This is a genomic window from Devosia indica (assembly GCF_003056405.1).
Lineage (GTDB): Bacteria > Pseudomonadota > Alphaproteobacteria > Rhizobiales > Devosiaceae > Devosia > Devosia indica.
This window is the reverse complement of sequence record NZ_PYVZ01000015.1, coordinates 1-12,682: the sequence shown is the minus strand read 5'-3', so window position 1 is coordinate 12,682 and position 12,682 is coordinate 1. Positions and strand designations below refer to the sequence as shown.

The window sequence follows — 12,682 nt, the reverse complement described above, 5'->3', positions numbered from 1 at the left end:
CGCCGGCCTTGGTTCCTTAACTTCGGATGGCGATGCGCTTGACCTGCGATTGTGCCCTTTCGCTCTTGGGCAGGGTCACGGTGAGCACGCCGTTCCGGAAGCGGGCATCGACCTTGTCCTCCTCGACCTCGTAGCCGAGCGGAATGCGCCGCTCGAAGCGGCCATAGACGCGCTCGGAGAACTGCCGGTCCTTGTTCTCGGTTTCGGAGCGCTTCTCGCCGCGCAGCGTCAGCACGCCATCGTCGAGCAGGATCTCGATATCCTTTTCCTCAAGACCGGGAATTTCGGCCGTGACGGCAATCTCCTTCTCACGGTCGGAGATTTCGACGCTCGGCCACCCTCCGCCGAATGCGGAAAAACCGCTGAAAGCCGGCAGCCCGGAGCCGAAACTTCGGAAAGCATCGTCGAACAGCCGATTCACCTCGCGATGCAGAGACAGGAAGGGGTCGCGGTCGTTCTCGTGGAAAATGCTGGGTGCGGGGTTCGTATTGGTGCGGCCCCACGGGATCAAGTCACGTACATTCATGGTTTCTCTCCTTTCTGTTCATTTGGCTGGCAAAGCCATCCCGTTGGCGCCGGACCAGGTCCGGCACCATGCGCTCGTCGGCGCTTCGGGGAAGGCTTTACGCGGCCTGCTTGTCGGCCTCGATCTGCCGGGGCGTGGCACTGGCGCGTGCCTCGCCGGTGGCGATCTCGATCCGGCGCGGCTTCATCTCTTCGGGGATCTCGCGCTTGAGATCGATGATCAGCAGACCGTTGACGAGGTTCGCGCCCATCACCTTGACATGATCGGCCAGCTCGAACCGGCGCTGGAACGCCCGGCCGGCAATGCCGCGATGCAGGTATTGCGCGCTATCCTCGCCCGCCTTCTGGCCCGTCACCACGAGCATGTTCTGCTCCTGCGTGATGCTGAGATCGTCCTGGCAGAAGCCGGCCACCGCGAGCGATACGCGATAGGCATCCTCGCCGGTCTTCTCGATGTCGTAAGGGGGCCAGTTGTCGATGCTCTCGACGCGGCTTGCCGCCTGCAGAGCATTCAACATGCGGTCAAAGCCGATGCTCGACCGGAACAGGGGAGTGAAATCAAAGGTCGTGCTCATAGCCATATCCTCCTTTGAGCAACATGGATACAAGTATGGAGGCCGGTTTCGTCCGGTCCCCGAAGCCGGATCCCTATTGGGCATCCGGCACCAGTTGATTTAGGATAAGTCGGCTTTGTTTCAATAGGTTAGCGTGCAAAAAGTTATGCTCGCGTCACGACGCTAACCGCGCCCTGCCGACGCTCCACTTCAACGATCACGCTCTGGCCCGAGCGGCGCAGGGCAATATCGGCCATCGCGTCGTTGATGCGCAGGCCCCGCAGTCGCACGACGTCCAGAAAATCAGGCAGGATGGGCCGGTCGAATGCGATACTGCCTGTATCGACCGCAAAGCGGAGGCCGAGGCAAGATTGCAGGGCATAAAGCGGCGCGGCGGCCGCCCAGGCCTGCGGAATGCAGGCCACCGGATAGAAGGTCGGACCCTGCGAGGTGTTGCGCGAAAAGCCGCAGAACAACTCCGGCAGCCGTCGCAGGTCGATATAGGTCGATGCCGCGAAGAGGCCGTCCAAAATGCGGGCTGCCGCGCTCCTGAAGCCGTAGCGGGCGAGACCGGCGGCGATCAGGGCATTGTCATGCGGCCATACAGAGCCATTGTGGTAGCTCATCGGGTTGTAGCGGCTTTCCCCGGCCGCGATGGTGCGGATGCCCCAGCCGCTGAAGCCCGAACGGCTGAGCAGCGTGCCGGCCACGGCCTTGGCCTGGTTCAAATCGGCTATGCCGCTCCACAGCGCGTGACCGGCATTGGAGCTGCGCACCCGGCAAGGGCGCTTTTCACCATCCAGCGCGAGCACATAGGTGCCCAGTTCCGCATCGAAAAAGTCCCGATTGAACGCCTCTCGCAAGGCGTCGGCGCGCCGCGCGTGTCGCGCGGCCTCCTCGGTGTGTCCCAATTGCTCGGCCATGGCCCGCGCGGCCCGCAGGGCGCCGAAAACATAGGCCTGGACCTCGCAGAGCGCGATGGGGCCGGCGGCCAGCGTCCCGTCGGCATGGAAGACGGAATCGTGGCTGTCTTTCCAGCCCTGATTGGCAAGTCCGTCGTCGTTCAGGCGGCCGTATTCGACATAACCATCGCCGTCGCGATCACCGTATTGATCGATCCAGTCGAGCGCCGCCTCGATATGGGGCCATAGTCCCCTGATAACCTCCACATCTCCCGTGCGTTCGAGATAGGCGCCCGCCAGCATGACAAATAGCGGCGTTGAATCGATGCTGCCGTAGTAGCGTCGGAACGGCACCTCGCCCAATTCGGCCATTTCGCCATAGCGAACCTCGTGGAGAATTTTGCCCGGTTCCGCATCGGCGGCGGGATCGACCGTGCCGGCCTGGTTGGCGGCCAGGTGAAAGAGCACGCCCCGGGCGATGACCGGGTCGAGCCAGAGCGTCTCGAAAGCGGTGATGAGAGCGTCGCGTCCGAAAACCGTGCTGAACCAGGGCACACCGGCATAGGGATAGGGTCCTTCCGGTGTATCGGTGATCAGCATATACAGATCGGAAACGCTGCGCCTGAGGCTCTCATTGAAAATCTCGTTGGAGGTGATGATCGCGGTGGCGCGCGAGGACGAGGCGCGCAGCGCGCGCCGGGCTTCGCGAATGGCCGAAAAGAAGCGGCTCCGGCTCGCGGCTTCGTTGGGTCGCTCCAGGCAGTCGATGGCTAGAAACACGGATCTGGTCTCGCCCGGGGCCAGAACGAGATCGAAACGTGCATGGCTGCCCGAAAGCGCGTCCGGTTGGGGGAAGAACCGCATATGCGTGCGCCGGACGACTCCATCCAGTCCGGCATAGGCGAGTTCGACATGGTCGGGACCCAATTGCGGGTCGTGAGTCTGGCCGCGCCTGACGCGTGCGGTGCCGCGCACCTCGAAAAGATCGGCGAAATCGGCGCTAAAGCCGATATCAAGGGCGATCGATACAGCCTTGTCGGCGAAATTGCGCACCGCCAGACGCTCATGGCACGTCCCCTTCCAGAGGAAACGCGAGCGCCGTATATGAACAAGGTCATGTTCAAGGATGGTCTCTCCCTGCGCATCGGTGATGTCGGGATTGGTCAGGTCGCAGGTGAGGGTGGCGTTGTCGTCGCGAAGGGTCGAGCTCAGCAGCAGCGGTCTTACGCCGGCAATGGCGAGGGTAAGCCGGGACAGGTGCCGTGTGTCGCGGTGAAACAGCCCTTCGGCGCCTGCGGGATGGGCGTGTATGTCGCCATTATGGTCGAAGACCCCGAAGGTGTCGCCATGCTTGAGGGTGCGGGTCCGCCCCTCCTGCAAGGAGGCGCGAGCCGCCACCCCGAAGGATGGGTCGTCGGTGGACGGGGACCCGAAGGCCCCCGCGTCAGCAAAGTGGGAATCCATTGGCCGGTCTCCAGTCAAGCGTTGAGGCCGAGCCCTGCATTGCGCGGCGGGATATAGACATTGCCGTTTGCCGGCTGGCCCATGCGCAGCCGCTCGTAGATCGCCAGATAGTCCGCCGCCATGCGCCCGGCGGTGAAACGGGCGTCGAAGGTGGCGCGCACGACGGCCCGGTCCAGCGCCTTGGCCTTCCCGACGCTCTCCACCGCCTCCTCTATCGAATCGACGATGAAGCCGGATACGCCGCAATCGATGACTTCGGGCACCGATCCGCAGCGGAAGGCGATGACCGGCGTGCCGCAGGCCATGGCCTCGATCATCACCAGCCCGAACGGTTCGGGCCAATCAATGGGGAACAGCAGTGCGGCGGCGTCGCCCAGGAATTGTGCCTTTTCTCGCTCGTTGATCTCGCCGACGAATTCGACATTGTCGTAGCGGGCCACGAGAGGCGCGATGGTCTGGTCCCAATAGGTCTGGTCGGCCTTGTCGACCTTGGCGGCGATCTTGAGCTTCATGCCGGCTTTCGCGGCGATCTCGATCGCGCGGTCGGGACGCTTTTCGGGCGAGATGCGGCCAAGGAACGCAAGGTAGCCGCCCTTGGCCTCGGCGCTGAAGGGCAGAAGGTCGGCCGGCAGGCCGTGATAAACCGTACCGGCCCAGTTGACCGGCGGCATGGGCGCGCGCTGGTCGTTGGAGATCGAGACCAGCGGGAATTCAGGGAAGGTCCGGTAGAAGGGCATAAGATCGGGCAGGTCCAGCCGCCCATGCAGAGTGGTGACGGTTCTGCCGGCGAATTCGCGGACCAGGGGGAAATGCAGCATGTCGATATGGAAATGCAGCACATCGAACTCGTCCGCCCGTTGGCGCACCAGTTCGAGCATCATGACGTGATAGGGAATGGGGTCGCGCATATCAGGGTTGAGCCGCAGCGCCACATGCGAGCATGGCACGAGATGGGCCAGCGTGCGCGAATCCCCGCTGGCAAACAGTGTCACGTCATGGCCCTGTCGCACCAGTTCATCGGTAAGATAGGAAACGATACGCTCGGTGCCACCGTAGAGCTTGGGCGGCACACGTTCAGCCAAGGGGGCAATCTGAGCAATTTTCATCGATCTGATCTCCTGTTCTGGACATTGAGCGGTTGCCGTCCCGGCACTCCGGAACGGCTGTGATATTTAGGCGCGCACCTCCTGGCGCTGGAAGACGACATAGGCGAGCGTGAACAGCACCAGCATGGCTGCGATCATCCCAGAGAATTGCGGCCAGACCAGCAGGATGGACTGCATGGTGGGCAAGGGCGCGCCGATAACGGCGCCATGCAATTGTTCGATGAAGATCGGCCCCAGCGTGCGTGCGGATGGATCGAGCAGTAGCTGGGTCATCTCGCCATAGAGCGTTCCCGGCGAGAGCCTTGCAATGGCCTGTTGGATCTCGAACTGTGTGATGACTGACATTGGCACGAGCGGATCGACTGGCGCGATCCACTGGGCCAGCAAGGGGGCGGTTATGCTCCAGAACACCGATACCACCAGCCATATCGAGAGTGCTGCCAGTGCCGAGGTCGCCGGCGCATGGACTATCGTGGACAGGGCGATCGCGAGTGCTAGCCATACGCCCGCATAGGCCAGGGTCGCCACCAGGTAAGCTAGGCCGCGGACCAGGGCATCGCTGCTCGGCGGCAAACCGAGCAACAGGATGCCGAGACCCGTCAGCAGCAGCCAGAGCGTCATCAGGGCGATGCCGAGCACCAGCAGGCCGCCGAGGAATTTGCCGAAAAGGACGGCGTCGCGGTAGATCGGCTGGGCCAGTATCCGGCTCATTGTCCGCCTGGAAAACTCCCCGTTCACCGCATCGAACCCGAGCGCAATGGCCACCAGGGGGATAAGGAAGCCCATGAACGATGCAAACGAGGGCAAGGGCTCGCGCGCGCCGGTCATCAGCTTGAGGAACAGGAAAGCATCCTGGTCCGCGTTCTGCCTGAGTAATTCGATGGCGCCATAGGCCGAGCCGATCGCGGTGAGCAGCACCAGCACCATGACCAGGTGCATGCGCGCGCTGGTGATGTGATCGGCCGCCTCCTTGAGCGCAATTGTCCATGTGCCCTTGAAGGGCGAGCCTTCACGCCGCATTGCTGTTCTCCCTGAAATAGCGGTTGTAGGCCTCCCCGAGACCGATCCGGTGGGCGTCAAGCGCAATGAGCCGGCCGCCGCTCTCTACAACCCGGGCTGCAATTTCGGGCCGCAGATCGCGGGACGCCGATATCCGCCAACGCCTATCCCCGCCAATGACGGCATCAACACCATTGAGATTGCTGAGCCGGGCCGCCGCGTCGAAGCTTTCTGCCTCAAGATCGATCTCGAGTGCATCCCCGCCGACCTTGGCGGCCAGTTCAGCCAGCGTGCCGACAAAGCCGATCCGGCCCCGATTAAACAGAGCTACGCGCGTACAGACCGTCTGCACGACATCGAGCAGATGCGAGGAGACCAGCACGGTTCTGCCTTCGTTCGCGAAATCGGCGATGAAGCCCAACAGCTCCTCTGTCGATTGCGGATCCAGTCCAGAGGTTGGCTCGTCAAGGATCATGATCTGGCAATCTCGCATCAGCAATTCGGCGAGGCCGAGTCGTTGGCGCATGCCGCGCGAGAAGGTGCCGACCTTGCGGTCGGCTACCCCGTCGAGACGAACACGCCCCAATGCCTGCCCGATCCGCCCCGACGCGTCGACATCAGCGAACCCTGCCAGCCTGGCGGTGAATGCCAGATTCTCGCGTGCCGTCAGGGAGTCATAGAACCCAACGGCATCGGGCAGGTAGCCAGCGGCCTGCTTGACCGCCAGTGGATCACGCAGCGGGTCTTTGTCCAGCAGGCGGACCGAGCCGGCGTTCGCCTCGGTCAACCCCATCAGCATCAGGATCGTCGTGGTCTTGCCCGCACCATTTGGTCCGAGCAAGCCCAGCACTTCGCCCTGCTTGACGGTCAGATTGATGCCATCGACGACGTTTCTGCCCTTGTAAGCCTTGGTCAGGCCTCGGGCTTCTATGACCGTCCCGCTCATCTTCTGCCGTACCTCAGGACGGCAAGGACCAGAACGAGAACCGCAATGGCAATGACCGCGACGCCGACAATGCCCCAAATGGTTGATGTCTGGACGGTGACTCGGAATTGGACCGACTCGGAGGTGCCGCCACCGCTCGCGCGTACGGTCACAATATAGTCACCGGCAACCGCCTGCTCGGAGGGCGTGATGGCGACATCGATCTCCTGAGTTGTCCCGGCCGCAAACGAATCGAGCGTTTCGGGAGCAACCTCGACCGTCCAGCCGCTCGGCCCCGAACCGCTCAGGCGCAATTCTTCGGCCGGCGCGCTACCGGTGTTGGCAATCAGGAAGGGGAAGTTTGTTGTTGCCCCTGCATTGGCGTTGCCGCTCAACCGTTCGTTAGGGCCAACGATGCGCACATCGGGCGTGCCGGTTACCTCAGCCTGCAGATCAACGCTGGCGGAAAGCTCACCGGACACTACCCCAACCCTGACCGGATAACTGCCGGCCGGCACGCCCGAGGCGGGCCTGAGTTCGAGCGTGATCCGCTCGCTTGAGCGCGCCGCTACCGGTATGCCGGTGATCTGTTCAGAGCCAAAGCCTCGTTTGAAGGTGGCAGCGAAGCCGGGCGGCGTTTCGGCAGCCAGGTTGAACAGAGCGTCCTCGCCACTGTTGTTGGCCACATCCATACGGTAGGTAAAGGTGGAGTTTGGCGCTCCCCGGAGCGCGGGCAGCTCTGCTTCCAGGTCGACGCCGCCAGCTTCGCTCTCGCTGAGCGTCACGGTCAACGGGAGCGAGATCGTGCTGCCTCCGTGCTGCGCCTGGAGTGCGAAGTCATAGCTGCCGATCTCGGCACCCTCGAGGGGAGTGATATCAAGCGTCAGCTCCTGAGTGGAGTCCGGAGGCACGATGGCAGCCGAAACCGAGCTGGCACCTGTGCTGGACCGCAGCGTCCATGACCAGCCCTCGGGTAGTCCGCTAACATCGAACCCGGCGCGCTGGGGTGTAAGTCCGATATTTTGCAGCGAAACCGGTATGCTCACGCCGTCTTCGAGCGATACCGCGAATTCCGGCGTGGGCGTGGTAACGAAAAATCCGGTGAGTGGGGCACTGCCGGCAGAAGCCGCCGGTTCGATCTGTGCCCAGGCCGGCGCGGCTGACAGGGCGATAGTCAGTGCAATTGGAAGAATGACACGCGATGATGCCATTTGCTTTAGTCCTCGATGCCTTACCCGTTTCCGCGGACATGCGCGTACGACATTGCGCCCGGCGCGGACGCGGATTCTTGATGTTTGTTAGATTTGCGAAGGTCTGGGGAGCCCGGCCCGTGCCGGGCTCCTGACGGTGTGAAGGCGGACCTAATAGTCCATGCCGCCTGCCGGCATTGCCGGGGCAGCTTCCTTCTTGGGCTTTTCGGCCACCAGAGCTTCGGTGGTGATCAGAAGCGACGCCACTGACGCGGCGTCCTCCAGGGCCGTACGCACCACTTTTGCCGGATCGATCACGCCGGCCGAAACCAGCTCCTGGTACTCACCCGTGGCAGCGTTGTAGCCCCAGCCGTACTCGTCCTTCTCCAGCAGTTTGCCGGCAACGACAGAGCCGTCCTCTCCGGCATTGATCGCAATCTGCTTGGCCGGAACCTGAACGGCACGACGTATGATGTCGATGCCGGCCTGCTGGTCCTGGTTGGCACCCTTGAGACCCTCGATCGCCTTGAGCGCCCGTAAAAGAGCGACACCGCCGCCGGGCAGAATGCCTTCTTCGACGGCCGCGCGCGTGGCATGCAGCGCATCGTCGACGCGATCCTTCTTCTCCTTGACCTCGACCTCGGTGGCACCACCGACGCGGATAACGGCAACACCGCCAGCAAGCTTGGCCAGACGTTCCTGGAGCTTCTCGCGATCGTAGTCTGAGGTTGTTTCCTCGATCTGGGCTCTGATCTGGCCCACGCGGGCAAGGATTTCCTCCTTTGTGCCGGCGCCTTCGACAATTGTGGTGTTCTCCTTCTCGATCACCACTTTCTTGGCGCGCCCAAGCATTTCAAGCGTCACATTTTCGAGCTTGATGCCCAGCTCCTCCGAGACAACGTTGCCGCCCGTGAGCACTGCGATATCCTGCAGCATGGCCTTGCGGCGATCGCCAAAGCCCGGCGCCTTGACGGCCGCGATCTTCAAGCCACCGCGCAGACGGTTGACCACGAGCGTAGCCAGAGCTTCGCCTTCGACATCCTCGGCCACAATCACCAGCGGCTTGCCCGACTGTACGATACTCTCCAGCAGGGGCAGCATCGATTGCAGGTTTGAAAGCTTCTTCTCATGGATCAAGATGTAGGGGTCTTCGAGTTCGACCCTCATCTTCTCCGAGTTGGTCACGAAATAGGGCGAGAGATAGCCACGGTCGAATTGCATGCCTTCGACCACTTCAAGCTCAGTCTCGGCGGTCTTGGCTTCTTCCACTGTGATCACGCCGTCATTGCCGACCTTCTCCATCGCCTCGGCAAGGAACCGGCCAATCTCGGTGTCACCATTGGCTGAAATTGTGCCGACCTGTGCAATCTCGGAGTTGACAGTGATCTTCTTTGCATGCCCCTTGAGGTCTTCCACGACCTTGCTCACGGCAAGATCGATGCCGCGTTTGAGATCCATGGGGCTCATACCCGCCGCAACGGCCTTAGTACCTTCCTTGACGATGGCATGGGCCAGAACTGTTGCAGTTGTAGTGCCGTCACCGGCAAGATCATTGGTCTTGGATGCAACTTCGCGCAGCATCTGCGCGCCCATATTCTCGAACTTGTCCTCCAGTTCGATCTCCTTGGCGACCGAAACACCGTCCTTGGTAATACGCGGTGCGCCAAAGGACTTTTCGATGACCACGTTGCGGCCTTTCGGGCCCAGGGTCACCTTGACCGCATTTGCAAGCGTATCCACGCCGCGCAGCATCTTTTCGCGCGCTTCTGACGAGAACTTAACTTCCTTGGCAGCCATTTTCTTTCGTTTTGCTCCCTATATTGCAGAAGCGCCTCACGCGGCCTTCTGGGCCGGTTCGGCGCGCTCGATAATGCCGAGAATGTCGGATTCCTTCATGATCAACAGGTCGTTCCCGTCGATCTTGACCTCGGTGCCGCTCCACTTGCCGAACAGCACACGATCGCCCGGCCTGACGTCCAGGGCGACAATCTCACCTTTTTCATTGCGGGCGCCCGGACCCACCGCGACGACTTCGCCCTCGGCCGGTTTTTCTTTCGCGGTGTCGGGAATGATGATGCCGCCAGCGGTCTTCTCGTCGGCCTCGATGCGGCGGACGACCAGGCGGTCATGCAAGGGACGAAAACCCATTCTGAACCTCCAATGGGATCACATGTCGGAAACTTCTCCCGGCATCCCCGGGAGGAGCGAAAATGAGATTGGTGAGGCTGCATCGGGTTTCAAGCGGTCAAGGCGAAAATTTTGGCACTCTTTGCGTGAGAGTGCTGATTTGCCATAAGGCCTTGTATGTGCACACCATTGTCCAAGGAGTAGGCACCTCGGAAGGAGACAGGCACAGTGACCGATCCCGCATTCCTCAAGCAAATGGAAGGCTATGGCCTGACCACTGCCGAGATTCTCTACCACCTGCCTGACCAGCCTTCGCTGCTCCAACTCTATGTCTGGCAGGAATACGACCTGGCGCCACGCTTTCCTGAACTGAAGAGCTTTCTGGATTTTTGGTCCAGCACGATAGAGGGCAAGCTGCATTCGGTTGTTGTGGCCCATAGCAACCTGATTGCGCCAATGGAGTTGCGCAACGCCGCTTCGCTGCGCTCGATTCACTAGGTGGCCGGCGGCGCCGTTGGCGCACGACCGCGCTTTGGCCGCGAAACCCACGCTTGCCGTCCGCTTTTAGTAGGGGACAAAGGGCCTGGGAACGGCCAGTTGGGGGCGCATCAGCGATGGTCCGGAGTTCTTCCTGGGCAGGACATGATCATGTGGCTGCTGACCGTCCGGTTCCAGATATCGAAAAGGACACCGCGCTTGCCCGGCGTGTTCTCGTGTGGCCTCACCTATAGCGCGTCAAACAGGGTGAGACTCACCCTGTTTGACGCGCAGCAGCCTCACCTGTGGTGGGGCCACTGATCGTCAGACTTCTGTGTGTTCTGCCAGTTCCAGTGCGTCTTCGACGTCGACGCCCAGATATCGGACCGCGTTTTCGATCTTGGTGTGGCCCAGCAATATCTGCACGGCGCGGAGATTGCCGGTTGCCTAGTAGATGAGCGAGGCCTTGGTGCGCCGCAGCGAATGCATGACGTACTCCTCCTTGCGAAGACCGATGGCGGTCACCCACTCGTCTACCAATCGAGCATATTGCCTGGTGCTCAGGTGGTCTTTCGGATCGGCTCGACTGGGAAAGACGAAGTCCTCAACCGAGCCCCCTCGCCTCTCGAGCCATGCCAGCAAACTTGTTCTGGCATCACTCGTGATCTCGAACTGCACTGGTCGACCGGTCTTCTGCTGGATCACCATCGCCCGGGCGCGAATGTCATGACCGGTCACCAGTGTGCCGATCTTAAGCTTGACCAGGTCGCAACCGCGCAACTTGCTATCGATGGCGAGGTCAAACAGCGCTCGGTCGCGCATTCGGCCCTCTCGATCCAGAAAGAACCGGATTGCCCAGATCTGCCGGACCTTGAGCGCCCGCTTGGCGCCGACTTGCCGACCGGCGTCCCACGCCGGCCGACCTCTCGCGGCGGGGTCATATTGTGAGATACCCATTTTCATTCTCCTTTGGCCAACATCGGCCAATGGGGAGAACGATGAAGGCGAAGAGTTCGTCAGCCGGCGCCGTGCAGCCTCGGGAGAACTACCCTGCCGCACAACTCTCCTCGGTAGCGCCTCCAGCGGGGCCGTCAGCGGTCCGACCGCTTCGAGCGGCGGCCTGATCGACTGCAGCCATTGGGCATGCGCAATCCCACTGGCTTACTGGGGGCTGCCGATCGCGTCGCAGGAGTCCGGACATGAATGGACAGTGCCTGGCCTTTGGCGGACTTCTTCGGTGTCGCCTATTTCCATTGGATGACCGACAAAGGAGCGCGAATTGCTGCCTCAGTGCACCTACCCCGATCCTGCAATTATCCGTGAGTGGGCTACGCAGAATTGGGTCGAAGTGGACAGCGACGGTCATCGTCGTTAAGGACCTTGGCACTTTGCGAAGAAAGAGCTGCCTTACGGATGAAACTCACCGATCTCTTCTCGACCGATCATGTCTTTCTCAAGGTTTCCGTCACCAGCAGGGAGCAATTGTTTGCATTCCTCTCAGAGCGTGCGGGGAAACTTGGACTGGTCAACAGCCGGCTCTGCACCAAAGCGCTCCATGTTCGCGAGGATCTCGGTTCGACCGGCCTTGGCAATGGCATTGCCATCCCCCATGCTCGTATCGAGGGGCTCGAAAAGGTTGTGGGTCTTATTGCAACGCTTGAGAGGCCAATCGACTTCGACGCCGTCGACGGCGAACCGGTCGATCTCGTGATGATGCTGCTTCTGCCCGAGCACTCCGGCGGCGATCAGATCAAGGCGCTGTCGCGCATTGCCAGGGTAGCGCGCAACGAAGACGCGGTGAGCGCCTTGCGCCGCGCCCTATCGGTCGACGAGGTGACCGAAATTATTGAGGGCGTCGACGAAGGGCTCTAAACCCTACTGGTCCGCTGGCTTAACGAGCGCCGAGGGGACTTCTGGCGAACCTTCGACGCGGTCACGATGTAGTGCCGCACGGGCCAGCAGCATCAGCGTTACCGGCGTCGTTACGCTGACGAAGATAAAAATCAGGATTTCATGGGCGATGAAGCGCCCTTCGCCGACCGAAGCGAGCACTGCGGAGGCCAGCAAGATGCCGATGGCGCCAAAGCTGGTGCCCAGCGTCGGCATATGAATACGCTGGTAAAATGATCCTGCCCGTACCAGCCCGATAGCACCAATGAAGGTGAGCACCGCGCCGATTAGCACGGCCGCGGAAATCAGGATGGCAGCCCAAAGAGGTATGTCTGCGTAGCTCACTCGATGACCTCCCCACGCATCAGGAATTTGGCCAGGGCCACCGTGCCGACAAAACCCAAGAGGCCAATCAGCAGCGCCACCTCGAAATAGATGACCGTGCTCGCCCGCATTCCAAAGGTCACCAGCAACAGCATGGCCACGACATAGAGAGCATCGAGACTCAGCACCCGGTCCTGGG

At 61.5% G+C, this 12,682-nt stretch carries 13 protein-coding genes and 1 pseudogene; 2 read left to right on the top strand and 12 right to left on the bottom strand.

Annotated features, from left to right (window positions below; all coding sequences use genetic code 11):
- Positions 1 to 16 precede the first annotated feature (16 nt).
- The 9 genes from DDE76_RS14295 to groES all read right to left on the bottom strand — a co-directional run bounded on the left by DDE76_RS14295 (position 17) and on the right by groES (position 9,813).
- Positions 17 to 526: an Hsp20/alpha crystallin family protein gene (locus DDE76_RS14295; RefSeq protein WP_104892039.1), complete on the bottom strand. Its 510-nt coding sequence runs from the start codon at positions 524 to 526 to the stop codon at positions 17 to 19.
- 97 nt (positions 527 to 623) lie between these two features.
- Positions 624 to 1,100, bottom strand: coding sequence for an Hsp20 family protein (locus tag DDE76_RS14290; RefSeq protein ID WP_104892040.1), 477 nt, complete (start codon positions 1,098 to 1,100; stop codon positions 624 to 626).
- A 143-nt stretch (positions 1,101 to 1,243) separates the two neighbouring features.
- Complete coding sequence (locus tag DDE76_RS14285; protein WP_104892041.1) at positions 1,244 to 3,445, bottom strand: amylo-alpha-1,6-glucosidase; 2,202 nt, start codon at positions 3,443 to 3,445, stop codon at positions 1,244 to 1,246.
- A 14-nt stretch (positions 3,446 to 3,459) separates the two neighbouring features.
- Complete coding sequence (locus DDE76_RS14280; RefSeq protein ID WP_104892042.1) at positions 3,460 to 4,551, bottom strand: glycosyltransferase family 4 protein; 1,092 nt, start codon at positions 4,549 to 4,551, stop codon at positions 3,460 to 3,462.
- Between the two features lie 66 nt (positions 4,552 to 4,617).
- Positions 4,618 to 5,571 carry an ABC transporter permease gene (locus DDE76_RS14275; protein ID WP_104892043.1) on the bottom strand — a complete coding sequence of 318 codons (954 nt, stop codon included), beginning with the start codon at positions 5,569 to 5,571 and terminating at the stop codon, positions 4,618 to 4,620.
- Positions 5,561 to 6,496, bottom strand: a complete 936-nt coding sequence (locus DDE76_RS14270; protein WP_104892044.1) for an ABC transporter ATP-binding protein — start codon at positions 6,494 to 6,496, stop codon at positions 5,561 to 5,563. The genes DDE76_RS14275 and DDE76_RS14270 overlap by 11 nt, the downstream gene beginning before the upstream one ends.
- Positions 6,493 to 7,686 carry a COG1470 family protein gene (locus tag DDE76_RS14265; RefSeq protein ID WP_104892045.1) on the bottom strand — a complete coding sequence of 398 codons (1,194 nt, stop codon included), beginning with the start codon at positions 7,684 to 7,686 and terminating at the stop codon, positions 6,493 to 6,495. The genes DDE76_RS14270 and DDE76_RS14265 overlap by 4 nt, the downstream gene beginning before the upstream one ends.
- 150 nt (positions 7,687 to 7,836) lie before the next feature.
- Positions 7,837 to 9,462 (bottom strand): chaperonin GroEL, encoded by a 1,626-nt coding sequence (groL, locus tag DDE76_RS14260; RefSeq protein WP_104892046.1) that lies wholly within the window; start codon positions 9,460 to 9,462, stop codon positions 7,837 to 7,839.
- A 36-nt stretch (positions 9,463 to 9,498) separates the two neighbouring features.
- Positions 9,499 to 9,813 (bottom strand): co-chaperone GroES, encoded by a 315-nt coding sequence (gene groES / locus DDE76_RS14255; RefSeq protein WP_104892047.1) that lies wholly within the window; start codon positions 9,811 to 9,813, stop codon positions 9,499 to 9,501.
- 234 nt (positions 9,814 to 10,047) lie between these two features.
- Between groES and DDE76_RS14250 the strand changes: the two genes are divergently transcribed.
- On the top strand, positions 10,048 to 10,290 hold the full coding sequence (locus DDE76_RS14250) for an usg protein (protein ID WP_104892048.1): 243 nt from the start codon (positions 10,048 to 10,050) through the stop codon (positions 10,288 to 10,290).
- A gap of 303 nt (positions 10,291 to 10,593) precedes the next feature.
- Here the strand turns inward: DDE76_RS14250 and DDE76_RS14245 are convergent.
- Positions 10,594 to 11,226 (bottom strand): annotated as a pseudogene (locus tag DDE76_RS14245) (tyrosine-type recombinase/integrase).
- Between the two features lie 456 nt (positions 11,227 to 11,682).
- On the opposite strand from DDE76_RS14245, the gene DDE76_RS14240 reads away from it, so the two are divergent.
- Positions 11,683 to 12,141, top strand: a complete 459-nt coding sequence (locus tag DDE76_RS14240; protein WP_104892049.1) for a PTS sugar transporter subunit IIA — start codon at positions 11,683 to 11,685, stop codon at positions 12,139 to 12,141.
- Between the two features lie 3 nt (positions 12,142 to 12,144).
- Here DDE76_RS14240 and mnhG read toward each other — a convergent pair whose 3' ends face one another.
- Together mnhG and DDE76_RS14230 are read right to left on the bottom strand one after the other, a co-directional pair.
- Complete coding sequence (mnhG, locus tag DDE76_RS14235) at positions 12,145 to 12,504, bottom strand: monovalent cation/H(+) antiporter subunit G (RefSeq protein ID WP_104892050.1); 360 nt, start codon at positions 12,502 to 12,504, stop codon at positions 12,145 to 12,147.
- Positions 12,501 to 12,682 (bottom strand): K+/H+ antiporter subunit F (locus tag DDE76_RS14230; protein WP_108463701.1); only part of this gene is annotated, 182 nt, incomplete at its 5' end. The genes mnhG and DDE76_RS14230, both read right to left, overlap by 4 nt.